Annotated in this window: 17 protein-coding genes; 12 read left to right on the plus strand and 5 right to left on the minus strand. The window is 68.2% G+C overall.

The annotated features are described in order from the left end of the window. The first annotated feature begins 84 nt into the window (after positions 1-84). The 5 genes from ABT245_RS19855 to ABT245_RS19875 are packed head-to-tail and all read left to right on the plus strand — an operon-like array spanning position 85 to position 5940. A complete protein-coding gene (locus tag ABT245_RS19855) occupies positions 85-1125 on the plus strand; it encodes a sugar ABC transporter substrate-binding protein (protein WP_351735271.1) in 1041 nt (346 codons plus the stop codon). A gap of 16 nt (positions 1126-1141) precedes the next feature. Continuing rightward, the gene (locus tag ABT245_RS19860; RefSeq protein ID WP_351735273.1) at positions 1142-2668 is read left to right on the plus strand and encodes a sugar ABC transporter ATP-binding protein; all 1527 of its coding nucleotides are present in this window, start codon (positions 1142-1144) and stop codon (positions 2666-2668) included. A gap of 29 nt (positions 2669-2697) precedes the next feature. Continuing rightward, positions 2698-3717 (plus strand): ABC transporter permease, encoded by a 1020-nt coding sequence (locus ABT245_RS19865; protein WP_351735275.1) that lies wholly within the window; start codon positions 2698-2700, stop codon positions 3715-3717. 40 nt (positions 3718-3757) lie between these two features. Beyond that, complete coding sequence (locus tag ABT245_RS19870; protein ID WP_351735277.1) at positions 3758-4813, plus strand: Gfo/Idh/MocA family protein; 1056 nt, start codon at positions 3758-3760, stop codon at positions 4811-4813. Beyond that, positions 4813-5940, plus strand: a complete 1128-nt coding sequence (locus ABT245_RS19875; RefSeq protein ID WP_351735279.1) for a mandelate racemase/muconate lactonizing enzyme family protein — start codon at positions 4813-4815, stop codon at positions 5938-5940. Before ABT245_RS19870 ends, ABT245_RS19875 begins: the two co-directional genes overlap by 1 nt. A 47-nt stretch (positions 5941-5987) precedes the next feature. Here ABT245_RS19875 and ABT245_RS19880 read toward each other — a convergent pair whose 3' ends face one another. Next, positions 5988-6416 carry a DUF2398 family protein gene (locus tag ABT245_RS19880; RefSeq protein ID WP_351735281.1) on the minus strand — a complete coding sequence of 143 codons (429 nt, stop codon included), beginning with the start codon at positions 6414-6416 and terminating at the stop codon, positions 5988-5990. A 562-nt stretch (positions 6417-6978) separates the two neighbouring features. On the opposite strand from ABT245_RS19880, the gene ABT245_RS19885 reads away from it, so the two are divergent. Next, positions 6979-7656: a hypothetical protein gene (locus ABT245_RS19885; RefSeq protein WP_351735283.1), complete on the plus strand. Its 678-nt coding sequence runs from the start codon at positions 6979-6981 to the stop codon at positions 7654-7656. Between the two features lie 123 nt (positions 7657-7779). On the opposite strand, the gene ABT245_RS19890 is transcribed toward ABT245_RS19885, so the two are convergent. Beyond that, positions 7780-8100 (minus strand): hypothetical protein, encoded by a 321-nt coding sequence (locus tag ABT245_RS19890; RefSeq protein WP_351735285.1) that lies wholly within the window; start codon positions 8098-8100, stop codon positions 7780-7782. An 886-nt stretch (positions 8101-8986) separates the two neighbouring features. Here ABT245_RS19890 and ABT245_RS19895 point away from each other — a divergent pair. From ABT245_RS19895 to ABT245_RS19920, 6 genes are read left to right on the plus strand one after another with little or no spacing between them, the layout of a single operon-like run. Beyond that, entirely contained in the window at positions 8987-9961 is a 975-nt protein-coding gene (locus ABT245_RS19895) for a FecCD family ABC transporter permease (protein WP_351735287.1), read from the plus strand. Further along, a complete protein-coding gene (locus ABT245_RS19900; RefSeq protein WP_351735289.1) occupies positions 9958-10773 on the plus strand; it encodes an ABC transporter ATP-binding protein in 816 nt (271 codons plus the stop codon). Before ABT245_RS19895 ends, ABT245_RS19900 begins: the two co-directional genes overlap by 4 nt. Before the next feature lie 6 nt (positions 10774-10779). Continuing rightward, on the plus strand, positions 10780-11736 hold the full coding sequence (locus tag ABT245_RS19905) for an ABC transporter substrate-binding protein (protein ID WP_351735291.1): 957 nt from the start codon (positions 10780-10782) through the stop codon (positions 11734-11736). Beyond that, positions 11733-15506: a magnesium chelatase subunit H gene (gene bchH / locus ABT245_RS19910; protein ID WP_351735293.1), complete on the plus strand. Its 3774-nt coding sequence runs from the start codon at positions 11733-11735 to the stop codon at positions 15504-15506. Before ABT245_RS19905 ends, bchH begins: the two co-directional genes overlap by 4 nt. 37 nt (positions 15507-15543) lie before the next feature. Further along, a complete protein-coding gene (locus tag ABT245_RS19915) occupies positions 15544-16482 on the plus strand; it encodes a magnesium chelatase ATPase subunit I (protein ID WP_351735295.1) in 939 nt (312 codons plus the stop codon). Next, positions 16479-18119, plus strand: coding sequence for a VWA domain-containing protein (locus ABT245_RS19920; protein WP_351735297.1), 1641 nt, complete (start codon positions 16479-16481; stop codon positions 18117-18119). Before ABT245_RS19915 ends, ABT245_RS19920 begins: the two co-directional genes overlap by 4 nt. 66 nt (positions 18120-18185) lie before the next feature. Here ABT245_RS19920 and ABT245_RS19925 read toward each other — a convergent pair whose 3' ends face one another. The 3 genes from ABT245_RS19925 to ABT245_RS19935 all read right to left on the minus strand — a co-directional run bounded on the left by ABT245_RS19925 (position 18186) and on the right by ABT245_RS19935 (position 20359). Next, a complete protein-coding gene (locus ABT245_RS19925; RefSeq protein WP_351735299.1) occupies positions 18186-18320 on the minus strand; it encodes a hypothetical protein in 135 nt (44 codons plus the stop codon). Positions 18321-18765: 445 nt separating this feature from the next. After that, positions 18766-19455, minus strand: coding sequence for an ABC transporter ATP-binding protein (locus tag ABT245_RS19930; RefSeq protein WP_351735301.1), 690 nt, complete (start codon positions 19453-19455; stop codon positions 18766-18768). Beyond that, entirely contained in the window at positions 19448-20359 is a 912-nt protein-coding gene (locus ABT245_RS19935) for an ABC transporter ATP-binding protein (RefSeq protein WP_351735359.1), read from the minus strand. The genes ABT245_RS19930 and ABT245_RS19935 overlap by 8 nt, the downstream gene beginning before the upstream one ends. Positions 20360-20370: the final 11 nt, after the last annotated feature.

Here is a 20370-nt window from a genome sequence, read left to right on the forward strand (position 1 = left end):
TTCCAGTCCGGAATGTCCGCAGACCCATGCATGGCCCAGGCCGGCAGAGAGGTCGTTCTCATGAAGCCTCGAACACTTCACACAGTGGCGCTGACCAGCGCGGTCGCCATGCTGGCACTCGGCGCGTGTACGACGGGAAGACCTGGAGGTGCGGCTAGCCAGAAGCCCCCCAAGAACCCGGCCAAGGTCGATCTGCAGGTTCCGAAGGGAGAGGCCGGAGCAGTCGACTTCCAGAAGGTCGACCCGGGGAGCGGCAAGGGGCTCAAGCTGGGCCTCATCGCACTCGACGAATCCGCTCCCTTCTCCCAGCTGGTCAGCAACAGCGTCCGGGAACAGGCCAAGACCGCAGGAGCTGATCTGATCCTCTGCGACTCCAAGGGCGACGGCGCCACCGCGCTGGCCTGTGCCAAGAACTTCAAGGAACAAGGCGTGGACGGCTATCTCAACTTCCAGGCCGACTCCAAGTCCGGCGATGCGATCTGCGCGGCAGGGCCGTCCGTTCCCGTGATCGCGATCGACATCCAGCAAGGCTCGTGCCAGACCTCCTTCATGGGAGCGAACAACACGTTCGCAGGCGAACTCGCCGGCAAGGCGCTCGGCACTTACATGAAGAAGAAGTTCGACTGCACGTACGACGCGTACATCTCGCTGGAGCAACGAGACGCCGGCGACGTCAACGAGGCCCGCATGGGCGGATACCGCAAGGGCTTCGAGTCGGTGTGCGGACCGGTCAAGAACCTCAGGACGGAGAACGCCTACAGGATCGACCAGGCACGCACCACCTTCAACGACGTGCTCACCACCCTGCCCGGCGCCCGACGCGTTGTCGTGGCCGCCATCAACGACGACGCCGTCGAAGGCGCCCTCGCCGCGGCCAAGACGGCAGACCGTACCGGCGACTTGTATGTCTCCGGGCAGGGAGCCGACCCCTCCGCATGGTGCGCGATCAAAAGCAACCCCCAGTGGGTCGGGGACACCGCCTACTTTCCCGAGCGCTACGGCGAGATAGGCGTTCCCTATCTCATCAAGGCGGTCAAGGGGGAGTCCATCCCGAAGAAGCTGCTGGTTCCGCACATGATCATCAACCAGGCGAACATCAGCGACATCTACCGCCCGACCTGCTGATCCGGAGTGTGCACTGATGCCTGTTCACCAAGCCCCGGCAGCCTGCGCCTTCACCATGCGGGCGCGCGGCATCCGTAAATCGTTCGCCGGCACAGAAGTGCTGCACGGAGTCGACATCGACATCGTCGGCGGTCGCGTCCTCGCGCTACTCGGCGAGAACGGCGCGGGAAAGTCGACCCTGGTCAGGGCGATCGCCGGGGCCCACGCACCGGACGGGGGCACGCTGGAGTTCCCCACGGCGGAGGGCGCCGGCGACACGGTCTCCGCGCTCGACCCCGTGTCCGCCCGCCGCCGGGGCATCCGCATGATCTTTCAGGAGCTGTCGGACGCCCCCGATCTGACCGTCGCCGAGAACATCAGCCTGGGGCACTGGCCCGCCACCCGAGGAGTGGTCAGCTGGCGGAGACTGCGTCGGCGAGCACGCGATGTCCTCGCCACCATGGGAGCCGACCTCGATCTCGACGCGAAGGTCGGGACCTTGCGCATCGGTGAGCGTCAGATCGTGGAGATCGCCCGCGCATTGTCCGACGATGCCCGCTGTCTGGTGCTCGATGAGCCGACCGCCGCGCTGTCCGCCCCGGAGTGCGAACGGCTGTTCGGCTACGTCCGCCGCCTGCGGGCACGCGGTGTCGCACTTGTCTACATCACCCACCGTCTCGACGAGGTCGCCGAGATCGCCGACGACGTCGTGGTCCTGCGGGACGGCGCGGTAGCGGTTGCGGGAACCACCGACGACCTCGCACGGGCCGAACTCGTCACAGCCATGGTGGGGCGTGACATCGGAACGGTCTCCCGCCCCGCACCCAGCGACGCCACCCTCGGCGAGCCGGCCCTTGTCTTCGAAGGAGCCACGTCCCCACCGTCGTTCGACAGTCTGGACCTTGTCGTGCGGGCGAGGGAGATCGTCTGCCTGTACGGCAAGGTGGGAAGCGGAACCGCCGATGTCGCGGACGCCGTCTTCGGGCGCCGCGAACTCAGCGCCGGAAGCGTTCGGGTACTCGGGCGTCCCCCGGCAGCCAGCCCGCGACAGGCCATCGCCCAGGGCGTCGGCTACCTGGCCGCCGACCGGCAGCGGGAGGGGGCGCTGCTCACCCGCTCCATCGGGGAGAACCTCGCCGCACCGTCGTGGCCGCGGTTGAGCCGCTTCGGTGTCGTCAAAGCCAGCCGTGAACAGGGTGCTTTCACACGGTGGAGCGAGGAACTCAACATCCGCGCTCTGGGTGGTGCCGGTCAGGCGCTGGCCGGCCTCTCCGGAGGCAACCAGCAGAAGGTTCTGCTCGCGCGATGGTTCGAGCGTGGCTCGTTACTGCTCGCGCTTGTCGAACCCACCCGTGGCGTGGATGTCGGCGCCCGGGCCGACATCTATGCCGCGCTACGTCGCATGGCCGCTGATGGAGCAGCGATCGTCGTCGCCACCAGCGACTACGAAGAGGTCGTCCAACTCGCCGACCGGGCAGTGGTCATGGTCCGCGGGCGCGTCACCTGTGAACTCAGCGGAAGTCAGATCACCACGCAGTCCCTGACAGACGCCGCCGGCGGATGAGGACGCACACCACGGCAGGAGAAGTCCCCATGGGCAACGTGACACAGAGCAAGACATCCCCGCAGAGCAAGGAAGGGCCCGTGCCCGGTCCCGATCAGCAACAGGGGCAGCACCGTGGACGGCGCCGGACCGTGCCCGAGCTTGCGGCCCTGCTGACGATACTCGTCGCCCTGGTCCTGTTCTTCTCGCTGCAGTCGCCGCAGTTCTTCACCCAGGGCAACATCCTCAACCTGCTCACCGCCATCGCCGTGACAGGCATCATCGCGATACCCGGCACGATGCTCCTGATCGCCGGCCAGGTCGATCTCTCGGTGGGCAGCGGCGCCGCCTTCTGCGGGGTGATGATGGCGAGCATCGCCCAGGAGCAGATCATTCTCGTGGCCGTTCTCGCCGCCGCAGGCATCGGCATCCTGATCGGCGTGGTCAACGGTGTGCTCGTCACGGTCTTCCGGGTCAACGCGCTCATCGCGACGCTCGGCATGATGGCGATACTGCGCGGCTTGACCCATGTCAACGCGGACGGAGGGACCATCGCGCTGGCGAACTTCTCCGCACTCGGCACGGCCCGGCCCGTACTGAACATTCCGCTGCCGGTCCTGCTTCTGGTGGCCCTGGCTGTCATCGCGGCCCTGCTGATGCGTTACACGGTCTTCGGACGCTCCTTGTACGCCGCGGGCTCCAACCCTGTGGCGGCCCGACTGGTCGGTGTGCGAGGCAACCGGACGATCGTCTGGGCGTTCATCGCCAGCGGGCTGTGCGTCGCCCTGTCCGGGCTCGTCCTGACCTCCCAACTGTCCGCGGCATCACCCAACAGCGCCACCGGCCTTGAACTGACCGTGGTGACCGCGATCGTCCTGGGCGGGGCCAGCCTCGGCGGCGGCAGGGGCACCATCCAGGGCACCCTGGTGGGGCTTCTGATCATCGGCGTCGTCAACAACGGCCTGACCCTGATGAATGTGAACAGCTTCTACCAGCAAGTGGCCAGTGGCAGCCTGCTCGTCCTCGCCGTCGGTTTCGACCAGCTCCGACTCCGTCTCGCCAAAGCGTAGAACCATCCCGGCACGACACCCCCAGAAAGGAGTCATCACCATGGGCAAGCTGCGCCTAGGCGTCATCGGCGCCGGATCATGGGCGATGGCAGCACATCTTCCGGCGCTGGACGACCGCCGCCAAGATGTCGAGTTCGTCGGAGTATCCCGGCAGGGCCCCGAGGCGCTGGGCCGGGTCAGGGAGCGATACGGCTTCGCCATGGCCAGCGAGGACTACCGCGACGTGCTCGATGCCGGAGTGGACGTCGTCGTCGTGGCGAGTCCGACGGCCCTGCATCATGAGCACGCCTCTGCGGCACTCCAAGCCGGCGCTCACGTCCTGTGCGAGAAGCCCTACACGATCACCAGCAAGCAGGCATGGGACGTGGTCGACACGGCCCGACGCCATGACCGCCACCTCGTGTTGTCCTTCGGCTGGAACCACTCCCCGATGATCAAGCGACTGAAAGCGCTCCTGACAGCCCACGACATCGGCACCGTCGAGCACCTTGCCATCACCATGTCCTCGCAGACCCGCGAACTGCTCACCGACGCGGGAAGCTACCCGGACGCCAGCCCGGACACCGCCCCCGAACAAGCGACATGGACCGACCCGGCGGTATCGGGAGGCGGGTACGGACAAGCCCAGCTCTCTCACGCCCTTGCCCTGGCCTTCGGACTCACCGGAGCCCGCGCGAACGGCGCGTTCGCCCTCACCTGGGCACGGCCCGGAGCCACGGTGGAACTGCACGACGCCATCACACTGTCCCTCACCAGCGGCGGTATCTGCAGCGTGGGAGGAGCCTCCGCCTACCTGGGAGCCGATGGCAACAAGCATCACCTCGCCGTCGAAGCCGTATGCACCCAGGGCCAGTTGGCCGTTGATGTCTTCCGCGAGCGTGCCTCGTTGTTCAGCCCCGCCACCGGCCAGATCGAACTCGCGGTCACCCCGGGCGAAGGAGCCTACGACGGGGCACGCCCGGTCAACAGCCTCCTCGACCTCGCGCTAGGAAACCGCGACGACAACCCGGCACCCGGCGAACTGGGCGCACGCACCGTCGAAGCACTGGAACTCGCCTACCGCAGCGCGACAAGCGGTCTCTTCGAAAGGGCCTGATGAAGATCACAAAGGTGGAGACGATTCCCGTCGCCTACCCCGAACCCAACGACGCCGACGCCGTACGCCACCTCCTGTTCGTCCGGATCGTGGCGGAAGACGGGCAGGTCGGCTGGGGCGAAGCCGTGACCATGTGGCCCGAAGCGACACGAGCGACGGCAATCCTTGTGGAAGCACTCGCCGACCTCGTCGTGGGCCGACAACCGGGCGAGCGCGCACGGATCCACCAGGAGATGCAGCGCCACACCTGGTGGTACGGCAACGGCGGCCTGGCGTCCTTCGCCATCTCAGCCCTGGACATCGCGTTGTGGGACCTGGCCGGCAAAGAGGCGGGCAGAAGCGTTCTCGACCTCCTCGGGGGACCGGCCCACGAACACGTCCCCGCACTCATCAGCTGCCACGCCACACAGAACGACCTCGACGCCATGGCTGCCACCATGGCGACCTGGGTCGCAGAACAGAACGCGGTGGGCATCAAAGTCGGCTTCGGAAAGCGCGGCGATGCCCACCTGGGAATCGACGCCGAACGCGATCGAGCCTTCGTCGCCGCCCTCAGACGCGAGCTCGGCCCGGAACCCGCCATCATGATCGACATCGGAGCGACGATCCGCTGGGACGTGGACACGGCCATCCAACGCACCCGCACCTTCGAGGAGTTCGGCATCGACTGGATCGAAGAGCCTCTCGGTGCGGACGATCCCGAGGGATACGCCGCACTTTGCGCGCACACCAAGACAAAGATCGCGTACGGCGAACGTGAATGGACACCGCGGGGCGTGCAGCGCATCCTCGGAACCGGCACCGTGGACGTGGTCGGCGTCGACCCGGGACGCTGCGAGGGCATCAGCGGTTGGATGGCCGCCGCCGCCCACTGCAGCGCGGCCGGCTCCGAGATCAACGCTCATGCCTGGTCCAGTGCCGTCGTCTCGGCCGCGAGCCTCGCCCTGTCGTTCGCCTCCCCGCACTGTCGCCAGTTCGAGATCAAGCCGCTTGAGAATCCGATGCAGCACGAACTTGTGACGGACCCTGTCACACCCACAAAGGGCCGGTTCAACCCGCCTGCACGGCCCGGCCTCGGCATCGACATACACGAGAGTGTGCTTGAGAGGTACCGGATCAGCTACTGAGCTCCACGATGACACGGGCGCAGGGGCACGGCCGCCGACACACCTGCTCAATCGCGCGCGGTCGGCCAGTGGCGACTTCTGCCGGTCAGAGGAACTGCCGGTGCAGCGTACTCTCGCGAGCACGGTGACCCTGTGGACTGCGCGACATGCGCTTGTCCTGGTCGAGTGAGATCAAGGACGTCAGTTGCCAGCGAGGGCAGTGCCAGATCGATGCGGTACAGCAGGGCCACGTGCACCCCCTGGCTCGGAAGGCAGGGGGTACTGCAGGTTTCTGGACCGGTCCGGTCTTCCTGCAAGTCTGCAATCTTCGCGAGCAGCAGTCCGGCGGTCCGGTTGGTCGCGCCGCCGCGACCCGGGAAGCGCTTGCCCGTGCAATGTCCTATGGTGTCGACAAGCATGATTCCTTCGGCCCCGCGCTCCACCGGAAGGCCCGTCAGCCGGGCGACGTCCGCCAGGGTGGGCTGGCGCAGCGCCACTCGCCATTCGTCTGTGGCGCCCGCTGCGTAGGTGTGAACGCACGGTGCGGAAGGTTTTCCCGTGCCGTTTCTCGTGCGTCGTCGAGCTGTGTGGCTGACGCAGCGTGAACCGATGGAGCAGGTGCTTGGAAGGCTCCCGCTCCATCATGATCCACCACCGCACTGACCTGCGCGTTTGATGTTATCTGACAGGCCGTCAATTAAGTGAGGGCAACCCCCTGCGAGGTCGCCTTGTCGGATGTCCCGTCTCAGTCGATCTGGCCCCTGCCACAGGTGAACCGGTCCGGCTGGAAGTCCGACGGTCGTGCTTCCGTGGCAGCACGGGTGTGTTGCGCATGATCGCCGAGAGTCGGAGAGGCAGCCGTCCGGCGTGGTGTCGCGGGTGCCGCCTCCCGCTCAGGCGAGTCCGGGCGGGAGGCAGCCGGGGCGATGGCCGGGTGGCTGCTGTGGCGATCCGCCTTGCGGGGCTCGTCTCGCGGTGGGACCGCTACGTACGCACCGGTGCCGGCGGCGTCGTGCGCTTCTACAGTGGTCCCGGCGGGCCGACACGGTTGTGGGGGGCATGGCACGTGTGGTCGGTGTTCATGGCGTGGGCAAACAACTGCTCGGCGAAGAGAGCCTGTTGAAGGACTGGCGTCCGGCGCTGCTCGACGGGCTGCGCCGGGTCGGCGGTCCCGCGCTGGCACGCGGTGACCTGGCCATGGGCTTCTACGGGGACCTGTTCCGGCCGCTTGGCCAAACGCCGGCGGTCGGCGATCCCGTGTACGGTGCCGCCGATGTGGAGGACGGGTTCGAGCACGACCTGTTGTTCGCCTGGTGGCAGGCCGCCGCGGCGATGGACGACCGGGCCGTACCGCCGGACGGCGACACCCTGGCGCGTACGCCGCGCTCGGTGCAGGCCGCGCTTCGCGCCTTGTCACGGTCGCGGTTCTTCTCCGGCCCCGCGCTGCGGGCGCTCGTCTTCGACGTGAGGCAGACCCGCCGGTATCTGCTGGAGCCGGAACTGCGGCAGGCGGTCCGGGACCGCGTGTCGGCGGCGATCGGCGACGACACCCGGGTGGTGGTGGCGCATTCGCTGGGCTCGGCGGTGGCCTACGAAACGTTGTGCGTCCTCGACGGGCACGGTGTGCGGACCCTGGTGGCACTGGGGTCGCCGCTGGGACTCGCATGGTCTTCGACCGCCTCCAGCCCGCACTGGCCCCGACCGGTGCGTGGCAGGGTTGCACGAGCCGGACCGTAGCCAGCCCCGGGGCAGGCCCGGAGGCGTTCCTTCCGAACCCCAGCGGCGGAGTGGATCACTGTGCTGGCCGACAATGATCGTTCCCATCGACAATCGCTGCACCGATGTTCCCCGAGGCCGATGTCAGACCACCCTCCGGTCGGCGAGCACGGCCACCTCGGTGAAGTAGGCACGGAACAACGGCTCATCACCGGGCGGCACCCGGAACGCGGGCGAGGTGGAGTACCAGAAGGCGGCCGGGTCGGTGCCGTAGAGCACGGCGTTCGGATCGCGTACGGTGCCGATGAACAATTGGCCTGGTTTGTCGGGCTTCTTGTAATGCACCACGGCCCCGAGCCACCGCAGCGGCACCCGGAGCTCGGATCTACCCACGCTGAACAGTTCGAACACCCCCCGGTCCACGCGCAGATGCAGGTCCATGTAGTCAAACGTGAGTGGGTCCATGGCAGGACGATAGCCAGGCTCCCGCGTTACAGCGCGACCACCCCCACCACGGCCGCCGCCACGACCAGAACACCCACGACATTGACGGCCATGTCCCGCTTCCAGAACCGGCGTTCGGCCTCGACGTCCAGTCAGCCGCTACTGCTATTTCTCGTTCCTATACTGCCGAGGGCCGATCTGGCGGGTGCAGCCACCTCAGGACGACGACACCGCAAATCTCCTCGCACCCGTTCCGGCCGTACGGACCGGCAGCCTCGTGGGATACGCCCGCGTGTCCACCCAGGGGCAGCTGCTCGACCGGCAGATCCGTGCGCATTCCCCTGTACCGCTGTCCAAAAGCTGCTCATCAACGCGCCGGCCGCCACCGGCCTGACCCAGAAGGGTGCAGTCGGCGCGGACGAGGGCAGGCCGGAATCCCGGACGTGGCGGACTACTTGGGCGAACTGGGCGGCTGCTCTATGGCTACGCCCTGCACGTCGCGGGCCTGGAGGCCCGCCGGGCCAACCCTGCCCTGGGGCTGCTCGAAGTCGGCTGCGACTGCACCGCCGCCCCCCAGAGGCATATCGCCCCTGGAGGCTCCAACTCGTGACGACGAGGCGTCGCCGGCGCGCCGGCGACGCAGAGCGCTGCGCCCTCCGCATCGGTGGGGCGGCGGCGTTCCACCCGGGCCGCTGAAGGTGGGTGAGTTTGCGCCAACTCTGGCGTTCATACTAGGCTCGCGTGAGAATGATAGTCATTATCGATAAGGATTCCCGTGGACTCTCGGTCGTCGGTCAGCCGTTGCGAGACTGTCGCCGGTTCGGTGCCATCAGCGGTGCAGGTGCCGGATCGTGGACGTGGGCGTCGAGCCGCTGGTCCTTCTGTGCGGGCCATTGGGGTCGTCGGGATGCTGGGCGCGTTGGTGGCGGGCTCAGTCGTGCTGGCTGTCTCGGTGGGGCCGGTCAGTATTCCGTTGGGTGAGACCGTCAGGACGCTTGCGGGGGGCCGGGCAGGTGAATCGGCTGCTGTGATCGAGCAGATCCGGTTGCCGCGGGTCCTTGTGGGCTTGTTCGTAGGGTCGGCGCTTGGTGTGGCAGGTGCGGTGATGCAGGCGCTGTTCCGCAACCCATTGGCCGAACCCGGGGTGCTCGGTGTGTCCAGCGGGGCGGCGGTCGCGGCAGTGACGGCGATCGCATCGGGTGCCACGGCAGTGGGCGCATGGGTGCTGCCGTTGGCAGCGTTTCTGGGGGCGTTGGGCGCGCTCGCGCTGGTCTATGGGGTGGCCAGTGTGCGCCGCGATCGATCGGTGTCGACGCTGCTGCTGGTCGGTGTCGCGTTGAGTGCGCTGTTCGGAGCGGTGGTGAGTGCCGTCGTGACGAATGCGCCTGACAGTGACTCGCTGCGGGGCGTCGTGTTCTGGCTCAACGGTGATCTGGTGGCGCGGACATGGGAGCACGTCTGGATCGTGGCAGTGCCGGTGTCCATGGCGACGATCGCTGTGCTGGCGTTTGCCCGGGATCTGAACGTGATGCTCCTGGGGGAGGCACAGGCGCAGGCCGGCGGGGTGGGTGTGGTGCGGGTCCGGCGCAGCCTGCTGGTCTTGTCCGCGGTGCTGACCGGGGCGGCGGTGTCGGTGGCCGGTGTCATCGGCTTTGTCGGATTGGTGGTCCCTCATCTGTTGCGCTTGGTGCTCGGGCCCGATCATCGACTCTTGCTGCCCGGCTCGGCGCTGCTCGGCGGAGCGTTCCTGGTGCTTGCGGACATCGTTGCCCGGACCCTGTTCTCTCCTGTCGCGTTGCAGACCGGAACGGTGACGGCGCTGCTGGGCGCTCCGGTGTTCCTCGTTCTGGTGCTCCGTAGGCGACGGGTGGCGCAGGCATGACCGGGCTGGCGGCGGAGCGGATCCGTGTCGTTCTTGACGGCAGGGCGCTCGTCGATGATGTGTCCTTGCGGGTCGAGCCCGGTCAGGTGCTGGGGTTGATCGGGCCGAACGGGGCCGGGAAGTCGACACTGATGCGGGCATTGGCGGGGGTGACGGCCCCGGCCGGCGGGGATGTGTCGGTCGGCGGTGAGCGGCTTCTGGGTATGTCGAGTCGCGAGCGCGCCCGACGGGTGGCATATGTTCCGCAGGACACCATGCTCGATTTCGAGTTCACCGGCCGCGATGTCGTGCTGATGGGTCGCCACCCGCACGTCGGACGGTTCACACCGTTGCGTCCAGGGGACTACGAGATCGCCGATTCCGCGCTCACCGAGACCGGGGCGGCCTGTTTCGCGAACCAGCCGGTGCCGACCCTCTCCGGCGGGGAACGGCAGCTATTGCACCTGGCCAAAGCACTGGCGCAGCAGCCGAACGTGCTCCTGCTCGATGAGCCGGTCGCCGCATTGGACCTGCGCCACCAGCTGCATGTGCTGAGCCTCCTGCGGACCCAAGCGCGTGCCGGGCACGGTCTGGCGGTCGTGGCCGTCCTGCACGATCTCGGCCACGCGGCGCGCTTCTGCGATCGTCTGGCGCTGCTGCACGAGGGCCGGCTTGTCACCTCCGGGCCGCCGTCGGACGTGCTCACCGAACAGCACCTCGCTGACGTCTACGGGGTGCGGTGCGCCGTGGCCGATGACCCGGCCACTGGATCGTTGCGCGTCACCGCACTGGACGTTCTTGACGAACCCATCCCATACCTGCCGAGAAAGTGAAGAACGATGCACTCGCAGACCATTCACAGATCCCGCCGCGCCGTGATGCTCGCGTTGCCGGCGCTCGCGTTCAGCATCACTGCCTGCAACAGTACGAAGTCTCGTCCGGCGGACTCCACAACAAGTGCGGATGCCGGCCCGCGGCGGATCGCGGCGTTGTCCAGCGACGCGGCTGACACGCTGGTGCAGCTGGTGGGGCCCGAACGGCTTGTCGTCGTGCCCGAGAGTACGACCAGCAAGACGTGGGGCAACCATCCGGACCTGATGGCCAAGGTGCCGCACACCATCAGCTCGGTGGCGCACATCGACCCCGAGCAAGTGCTGTCCTACAAGCCCGACCTGGTGGTGCTGACCGCGCGGCACGCCTCGGAGAAAGAAACTCGAGACGCACTGGGCCATGGCGGTGTCAAGGTCGTGGTGATCGAGAACAACTGGGCCACGTTCGACGAGATCGCCGGTAATGTGCGGACACTTGGCCGTGCGGTGGGGGCCAGGCAACGGGCGAACGACATCGTGGCCGACTTTCGCGCTCGGGTCGCGGCGGTGACCGACGCGGTCGGCAAAGTGACGCAGCGGCCGTCGGTGCTGGTGATGACGTCACTCGGCCCGCAAAAGCCCTACATACTGGGTTCGGACTCGATCAGTTCGGCGATCGTTCAGGCGGCGGGCGCGAATCTTGCCGTCGACGAGGCAGGCATCGACAACGGCATGTCGGCCGATCCTGAACTCGTGGTACGCACTGACCCGGACGCGATCGTCCTCCTCAACACCGGCCAAGGCATGAACGACTACCGGCCGCTGCTGGACAACAAGGCCGTGGCGGGTCTGAAGGCCGTCGAAGACGGGCGGGTCCTGCTGGTCAACGCCACCGATGCGTCGGCGACAGCAGGGGTGCACGTCGCCAAAGGGCTTGAGCAGATCGCCCGTTGGCTGCATCCGGAACGATTCGGGAAGAAGTCATGACGATGCCTTCGACCATGCCGATTCGGCTGGTGACGCTCGGCTTTGAGTCACACAGCGCATTGATCCTGCGGCGCGCCGTCCAGCGGTATGCGGACGAGTCCGGGCCGGCGTTGGCCTGGATTCGGCTGGACAGGTCGGTGTTCGCCGACCCGGGTGAGCTTGCCCGGGTGCTTGGTGACGCGGACGTTCTGATGGTGCACGGGGTGCATGACCAGCCCGATGTCGAGACGCTCGTTCGTTCGGTGGCCGGCCGCCCTCAGATGGCTGTCGTGCCCATCGTGCCGAACGCGTCAGAAGTGATGAGTACGGCTCGGCTGGGCCGTTTCGGCACCGACCCGGACCACACACGGCAGGCCCTGGCCCTAGCGGCCGGCGCGTCGAGCCGGGCTGGGCGTGCGGTTCCGCCGCGGATCGAGGCGGTGTTGGGTGCTCTGTCCACGTTCGGGCGGCAGCTGCCACCGGAGACGGCGGAACTTCGCGCTCTCGCCAAGGTCTACGAGGCGTTCCGGCATTTGACGATCGACAATGCCGTCCTCGCGCTGCGCGCACTCGTCGCGGTGCTGCGTGGAGACGGCGATGCCACGTCAGCGTGGCCGGAGCCGTTGCCGACCAGCGGGTTCTGGCATCCACGGCTGGAGGTCGCCGCACGCTGGGACGTGTTCGAACCGGCGCTGCAGGAGTACTGGGCATCCCGCGACGCCGAGGAGCCGCTGGGCCGGGTCGTACTGGTTGCGACACCGACACAGGTACTCGCCGGCAATGCAGCACACGTGGAAGCCGTCGTCACGGCCCTGGAGGCGCGCAGGATTCAGGTGGTCGGCTGGATGGGCACGCTCGAAGCACTGGGCGGCCCGTCGACGATCACGAGCGTGCCCGACATCGACGCCTGGGTGAACCTCAGCGGACTGACCCTCACCGGCTCACATGGGCAACCCAACATCGACATCGACATCGAGCTGCTACTCGGGCGGAACACCCCACAGCTGGCTCCGGTCCTCTTGTTCCGCCAGACCCTGACCGACTGGGCCACCAGCCGGACCGGGCTGACGCCTTCGCAGGTGGCGATGCACCTGGCCATTCCAGAACTGGAGGGCGGCGCGGTGCCGTTGGTCATCGGCGGCCGGGACCCGGCTACCGACGCCATGGTTCCCGTGCACGACCACGTCGACCGGCTGGCCGGCACGGTCGCGCGTCAGGTGGCGCTACGCCGGATGCGTAACGCGGACAAACGCGTCGCGATTGTCATCTTCGGCTACCACGCCGCCCATGGTGTCGTCGGCACCGCCTCACATCTCGATGTGTTCGCCTCACTGCACCGGGTGCTGGTGCGCCTTGCGGAGGCGGGATACACCGTCGAGGTACCTGAAACGCCCGAAGCGTTGCTGGACCTCGTCGTCACCGACGAGGGAGGCGGCCGGCACACGCAGACCAACATCGCCGAGCGGTATCACGCCGCTGACTACATACGGACCATGCCAGCCCATGCGGAACGGGCCGAGCCGATGTGGGGCCGCCCGCCCGGCGACGTCGACACCGACGGCATCTCGGTTCAGATCGGTGGGGTGCGGTTGGGGAACGTCTTCATCGGAGTGCAGCCGTCGTTCGGTTACGACGAGGACCCGGCCGCGCTGCTCTTCGTCGACCCGCCGGACTCAGCGACGCCCAGCCATAGCTTCATCGCTTTCTACACCTGGATTCACGAGGTGTTCGGAGCGGACGCGCTGTTGCATTTCGGCACCCACGGAGCACTGGAGTTCATGCCGGGCAAGCAGACCGGGCCGGCCCCGGACGATTGGCCCAACTTGCTGGTCCGAGATCTACCGCACTTCTACCTCTACTGCATGAACAACCCGTCGGAGGGGACGATCGCCAAGCGCCGTTCCCAGGCGACGCTGGCCAGTTACCTCACCCCACCGTTGGACCGGGCCGGTGCCTACGGCACACTGGCCGAGATCAGCGACGGTGTGCGCGGCGCGCTCGGCCACGAGGACACCGCGCGACGTGCCACTGCGGCGGCCGAACTGGTGGGCCTGGCCCAGCAGGCCCATCTCGACGTCGACCCGGAGCTGGCGGTGCGAGAGCCAGAGGCGTATCTGCGCGCTCTGCAGAGCCGGCTGGACGAGGTCGAGCAGGCTCTGATCCCGATCGGCATGCACATCGTGGACCGAGGAATCGCGCCCGAGGAGGCCCGGGTCCTGCTGCGTGCCGCGTGCGACTACGAGCGCCCCGACCAGAACTTGCCCGCGTTGACCGTGGCACTCGAGCGCGAACTCACCGCCGGAGTCCCGGTCACCCAGCTGCCCCCGGACGACGACGGCCGGGTCGGCGTCGAGGCCCTCCTGACCGAACTGGTCGACGCCGTGGTGCGCGGCGCGGACCCGGCCCAGTTGCCCGGCTGGAACGCGGTAGCGACAACGTCGACTGATCTTCGGGCACGCTGGTCCGGATTCCTGTCCGACCTGCGCGACCGGCTGGCGACCAACGACGAGGCAGGTGCCCTGCTGCACGCGCTGAACGGGGGATACCTGCGCCCGGGACCAGGCGGCGACCCTGCCCGGCAGCTCGACGCCCTGCCCACCGGCCGCAACACCCACGCCCTCGACCCGTACCGGGTGCCCACCACGATGGCGATCACCCGCGGCCGGTCGACGGCGCAGGCCCTGCTGGAGAACGTGAGGGAAGCCGACGGCCATTACCCGCAGAGCGTGGCGCTCGTGCTCTGGGGGATCGACAACATCAAAAGCGGTGGCGAAGCCTGCGCCCAGGCATTCGCCCTGATCGGGGTGGAGCCGGTCGCGGACGCGCTGGGCCGGATGACCAGGTTCCGGGTGATCCCGCTGGAGGAGCTGGGCAGGCCACGTGTCGACATCGTCTGCACGGTGTCCGGTGTCTTCCGCGACACCCTGCCGACCACCATCGAACTGCTGGACCGCGCCGTCCGTGCGGTCGCGGTGCTGGACGAACCTCCGGAGGACAACTTCGTGCGTGCCCACGCCGTGCAGCATGCCGACGAACTGGGCATCAGCGTCGAGGACGCCGCAACGCGGATCTGGTCGGCCCCGCCGGGGAAATACGGCTCCGGTGTCGACCATGTCGTCGACGCCGGGCAATGGGACACCGAGGGCGATCTCGGCAATGTCTACGCCCGCCGGATGGCCTACGCCTACGGGCACCGGTTGACCGGGGAGAACCGGGAGAAGCTGCTGCGTCGCACGCTCCGTTCGGTGCGGGTCACCTTCCAGAACATCGGCTCCGCCGAGACCTCCCTGGCCGACACCGGTGACTACTTCGAGTTCCTGGGCGGGATCACTGCGGCCACCGCGGCCGAGGCCGGCGCACGTCCGCGGGCCATGGTGGCCGACAGCTACGCCGCCCGTCCCACCGTTCGCAGCCTGGACGAGGCGATGCGGTTGGAGTCGCGGACCCGGCTGCTCAACCCGAAGTGGTACGAAGCCCAACTCGAACACGGCTACCAGGGCGTCGCTGCGCTCACCCGGCGGCTGCAGAACACGTTCGGCATGCACGCCACCACCGGCTCGGTCGACGGGTGGATCTTCTCCACCGCGGCTGCGACGTTCCTCTTCGACACCGCGATGCGGCAGCGGATGAGCGAACTCAACCCGGCGGCGGTGAAGCGCTTCGCCGACCGGCTCCTGGAAGCGCACGAACGAGGACTCTGGGACGCCGACGAGACCGAGGTGAAGGAACTTGAGCAACTCGCCGACCGCCTCGACGACGCACTCGAAGGCATCGACAACGTCGGTTCGTGACACGGCAGGAAGAAAGGGCTGGACAAGGATGAACCAGGTGTATCCGTTCACAGCGATCCTCGGACAGGACGAGCTGAAACAGGCGCTGCTGCTGAACGCCGTAGACCCGCGGGTTTCCGGACTGCTCGCGCTGGGAGACCGTGGCACCGCGAAATCGACAACCGTCCGTTCACTCGGTGCGTTGCTGGAACTGACCGGCATCACCGCCCCCGTGATCGATCTGCCGCTCGGCGCCACCGAAGACCGGGTCGTGGGCTCCCTCGACCTTGACGTGGCGCTGACCCAGGGGCGCCGGGAATTCGCCCCCGGGCTGCTCGCCGAAGCGCACGGAGGATTCCTGTACGTCGACGAGGTGAACCTGCTCGACGACTACCTGGTCGACCTTCTGCTCGATGTCGCCGCCAGCGGAGTCAACCACGTCCAGCGCGACGGCCTCTCGGTCCGGCACGAGGCCGACTTCGTGCTCGTGGGCTCGGGCAATCCGGAAGAAGGCGACCTCCGCCCCCAGTTGGAAGATCGGTTCGGGCTGTCCACGCATGTCCGCACCATCGCCGACCCACAGGTCCGCAGCGAGATCGTACGCCGAAGACTGGCCTTCGACGCCGACCCGTCCGGCTTCACCGCGCGATACATGGACACCCAGCACGACCTTGCCGAACGCATACGGCTCGCCCGCAAACACGTGGACGACATCGAACTTCCTGAACAGGTGCTGGACAAGGCGGTGCAGATATGTATCGCATCCGGAGCGGTGGGGCACCGTGCCGAGGTGGTCCTCGTCCGCGCCGCCCGCGCACACGCCGCCTTTCGCACCTATCAGATCGGCAACGAGGAAGGAGCCCGCCAGGTGACCGAGGGCGACCTGCGCGTGGTTGCGCCGCTCAGCCTGCGGCACCGAGTACAGCGCGAACCGTTCGACGACCCCGGCACCATCGACACACGACTTGGTCACGTCATCGACGCCGTGTTGACATGACAAGCCGCACTGAACTGGCCCAGCCCAGGGCACACCGCAACGCCGACCCCACCATGCCTTCGGACACCGACCCGCTCAGCAACCTCGAACCCGCCGCGTCCGCCGTCGTACGAGCCTGGCTGAACGGCGGCCGGTTCGGACTCCTCCTGGCGGGCGACTCCTGGCACCGAGAACACCTCTGGCGCCATCTCTCCGCCACCATCCAGCCAACACCCGCCGTACTCGGACCGGGAACCGATCCAGCCGCCCTGCACGGCGGTATCCGCTGGCCCTTTGAAGACACGGCCCCGCCCGGCCTCCTAGAACGAGCGGCCACCGCCCTGCTCGTGCCCGCGCCCGAAATGGTCGATCCGGCCGTCATCGCCGCAGCCGCTCGCTGCCCGCGGATCCTCGCGTCCGCTGCGTCGCTCGACGACGTGCCCGAAGCCCTCGCCAGACGGCTGACCGCCGTCGTCATACTCGGCATGGGCGACAAAAGCACCACGGAGCCCACGACCACCACCTTCGCCGAACCTCGCAAGGCGCCCGACCCGGCCGATGTGGTGAACGAACTCAACGCCTACGGCCTCCTCGACCACAGCCTGGACGTGGACACCACCCGCCTGGCCATCGACGTCACCGCTTACGGTGCCGAGCCGCTCGAAGTCGTCCGCCGCTATGTCTGCGAACCACGTGGCGCGGACATAGCACTGCCACCCCCGCCCCATCCCGCCGACGAAACCCATGATGAACAAACGCCGGAGAAAGATCACGACGATCAATCCGGCGAGAACCCAGTCCGAGACGACCAACCGCAGGCGGACGGCGGCGAGAGCGAACCGAACTCAGCGGCGGACACCGATGAGAGTGAACAGCCGGCGCAGGAACCACAGGCGCTACCGGCGCCGCAACAACGGCCGACATCACGCGAACGCCGTGCGGCCCGCCGCTATCTGGAAGGTCGCCGCGGCAGCCCTCAAGACAACCCGCGACGTGGACGTGCCCACCGGGTCGTGACCGCCGACCGCGCAGCCGGACGTCTCGCGATCCTCCCCACCGTCCAAGCGGCCGCGCCATGGCAACCCATCAGAAGAAACCAACCGAGACCATCCGGAGACAACCCGGCCGGCCCTGACCGAATGGTGATCCGTCCCGAAGACCTACGAGGCCACATGCGCCGCCGCCGCGGAGGCCGGGTCGTGCTCATCGTCGTTGACGCATCAGGGTCGATGGCCCAACGAGCCATCCGCACGGCCAAGGGCCATGCGATGTCCGTGCTCGACCAGGTCTATCGCGAACGGGCCCACGTGGGCATCATCATCGTCCGCGGCCAACAGGCAACCATTGGATTGCCGCTCACACGAAGCACCACCCGCGCACGGGCCTCGCTACGTGCCCTGCCCACCGGAGGAGGCACCCCACTCGCGTCCGGGCTCATGCTCGCCGCACGGCTCGCGCGGCAGTACGAGCCAGCACAGGTCGAGACCCTCCTCATCACCGACGGTCGCGCAAATGTCGGGATCGCGGGCAATCCCCGCGAAGACACCGAAAGAGCAGCAGGACTGCTGAAGGCTGCCTGCAAGGCGGTTCGCGTGATCGACCCAACGCCGCGCCCAGCACGCTCAGCCTGGCTCACTGACATCTTTGACATCAGCTGAGCTATCTCCACGCCGGAGAACGCGGTCCCCTCCGGCCAGGTACTCGACCAAGGCCGGCCTGCGTGGTCAGTGTCCCGGTGCCCGGTGCCCGGTGCCCGGTGCCCGGTGCCCGGTGCGCAGCGCGGTGCGCGTGTCGGTGTGCTCGTTCCACTGTGCGCCGATCCTTGCGCTTGTCTCGGCCTCGATCAGCTCCTGGAGCATCCGCTAGGCCACCGAGCGGACGAGTTCGAGCCCGTCCGCCGAAAGCAGTGACGCCAGCAGGCGGAGTAGGTCAGACCGGGATTCTGCGTCGCCATCGGAGGCGCCATGCTGGGCGTCGGACTGGTCATGGTCGGCCCAGCGCGACGAACACACGGATGACGACGCCGATGACATGCCCGGCAGCGTGCCCGCCGCCAGCAGCCGGGCGAAGCGGGCTGCGCCGGTGCCCGGCCCGGTGATGGCTCACCAGGGCCCCGGTCCGGCGAGCACGTTGAGTGGCAGGTCGGTCGGGGTGCTGGACGGCTGGGAACTGCGAGCACGCTCAGCTGCAAGGGCAGCAGGAACACCGCGCCGGACCCTCGCACCGGCAGCGGTGAACATCAGCGGCCCGGCGGCCAGCTCGGCCAGTTCTGTCGAGCCTGCGTGTTCGAGTACTCGCTCAGCATCACCGAATTGGCTGGTCCGGTAGCGCCTTGGCGACGGTGGCCAGATCGTCCCAGCGGAGCGTGCGGTCGCACCAGCGGTTCAGCAGTAGCTGGTCGTGGCCGACGGCGAGCAGTCCGGCGCCGGTTGCGGCGCGGTAGTCCTCGACGGCCGCGACCAGGGCGGCGGTGGTGGAGGCGTCGAGCATGGCGGTCATCTCGTCGCAGATCAGCCAGCGCGGGCGCAGCACGAGGGCGCGGGCGAGGCAGGCGCGTTGGAGCTGGCCGTCGCTGACTTCGTGGGGGCGGCGGCCGAGGAGGTCGGGTGTCAGGCCGACGGATGTGGCCAAGTCAGCGACAAGGTGCGGTATTTCGGCGCGGCGGCCGTTGGCGCGCAGGGGTTCGGCGATCAGGTCGGTGAGTCGCAGTCGGGGGTCGGCGGAGAGGCGGGGCTGCTGGAAGACGACGCCGAAGGCGGTGCGGTGGGTGCGTGGGGCTCGGTGGCGCCAGCGTCGTACGGGTTCGCCGTCGAGGAGGAAGGTGCCGGAGTCGGGGCGGTGCAGCAGGGCCGCCACGCGGGCGAGGGTGGATTTGCCGCAGCCGCTGGGGCCGAGCAGGCCGACGGCCTCACCGGGTGCGACGGTCAGGGAGGCGTTGTGGAGGACGGGGGCTTTTCTGTCGTATCCGGCGGTGATGTCGTGCAGTTCAAGCACGGAGGTCCTCCGGTACGTGCGGGTGGTGGCAGGCGATACCGGTGGTCGTCGGTGGGCGGACGGCGCAGGTGCCGGTGGTCCGCTCGCAGCGCGGGGCGAAGGCGCAGCCGTCGGGAAGGTCGCCGAGTTCGGGCGGCATGCCGGGGATCGGGGTGAAGGCGCGGTCGGGGAGCGCCCGGAGGAGGCCCCTGCTGTAGGGGTGACGGGGCCCTGGGGTGCCGAAGAACGCTTTCGCGTCCGCGAGTTCGATGATTCGGCCCGCGTACATCACGGCCACACGGTCGGCGATGCGTTCGGCGGCTGCCAGGTCGTGGGTGATCACCAGCAGGGCCCGGTGGCCGTCGTCCACATGGCGGCGTAGTTCGTCGGCCGTGTGGTCCACCAGGTCGCGGTCGAGGCCGGTGGTGGGTTCGTCGGCGAGGAGCAGGGGTGCGTCGCCGACGAGGGCGAGGGCGGTGGCGGCGCGTTGGGCGAGGCCGCCGGAGAGTTCGTGCGGGTGGACGTCGAGGTGGTCCGCGGGGAACGCGGCGCGTTCGGCGGCCATCTCGGCAGCGGCGCGTACGGCGGTACGTCCCCGAACGTCCGTCAACGCGGCGACGGTTTCCTCCAGTTGGGAGCGTATGGTGCGCACGGGTGTGAGGTGCGCGGCGGGGCTCTGGGGGATGAGCCCGATCATGCGGCCCCGTATTGTCCGTGCCAGGGTCCGCTCGTCGGCGGCGAGCAGGTTCAGCTCGCCGAGGCGGGCCTCGCCCGCCGCCTGAGCGTTCGCAGGGAGCAAGCCCAGCAGGGCGGAGGCGAGGACCGACTTGCCGCAGCCGCTCTCCCCGATCAGGGCGAGACACTCGCCGGCCGCCACGTCGAAGTGCGCGTCGCTGACGGCGGCGATCCGGCGTCCACCGGGCATGAGGAAGCGCA

Source organism: Streptomyces sp. NPDC001508, assembly GCF_040298665.1.
GTDB lineage: Bacteria > Actinomycetota > Actinomycetes > Streptomycetales > Streptomycetaceae > Streptomyces.

Coding starts and splice junctions, on each gene's coding strand:
- ABT245_RS19860 (WP_351735273.1), top strand. CDS start 1,142: ATGCCTGTTCACCAAGCCCCGGCAGCCTGCGCCTTCACCATGCGGGCG.
- ABT245_RS19865 (WP_351735275.1), top strand. CDS start 2,698: ATGGGCAACGTGACACAGAGCAAGACATCCCCGCAGAGCAAGGAAGGG.
- ABT245_RS19870 (WP_351735277.1), top strand. CDS start 3,758: ATGGGCAAGCTGCGCCTAGGCGTCATCGGCGCCGGATCATGGGCGATG.
- ABT245_RS19875 (WP_351735279.1), top strand. CDS start 4,813: ATGAAGATCACAAAGGTGGAGACGATTCCCGTCGCCTACCCCGAACCC.
- ABT245_RS19885 (WP_351735283.1), top strand. CDS start 6,979: ATGGCACGTGTGGTCGGTGTTCATGGCGTGGGCAAACAACTGCTCGGC.
- ABT245_RS19890 (WP_351735285.1), bottom strand. CDS start 8,100: ATGGACCCACTCACGTTTGACTACATGGACCTGCATCTGCGCGTGGAC.
- ABT245_RS19895 (WP_351735287.1), top strand. CDS start 8,987: ATGCTGGGCGCGTTGGTGGCGGGCTCAGTCGTGCTGGCTGTCTCGGTG.
- ABT245_RS19900 (WP_351735289.1), top strand. CDS start 9,958: ATGACCGGGCTGGCGGCGGAGCGGATCCGTGTCGTTCTTGACGGCAGG.
- ABT245_RS19905 (WP_351735291.1), top strand. CDS start 10,780: ATGCACTCGCAGACCATTCACAGATCCCGCCGCGCCGTGATGCTCGCG.
- bchH (WP_351735293.1), top strand. CDS start 11,733: ATGACGATGCCTTCGACCATGCCGATTCGGCTGGTGACGCTCGGCTTT.
- ABT245_RS19920 (WP_351735297.1), top strand. CDS start 16,479: ATGACAAGCCGCACTGAACTGGCCCAGCCCAGGGCACACCGCAACGCC.
- ABT245_RS19925 (WP_351735299.1), bottom strand. CDS start 18,320: ATGCTCCAGGAGCTGATCGAGGCCGAGACAAGCGCAAGGATCGGCGCA.
- ABT245_RS19935 (WP_351735359.1), bottom strand. CDS start 20,359: ATGCCCGGTGGACGCCGGATCGCCGCCGTCAGCGACGCGCACTTCGAC.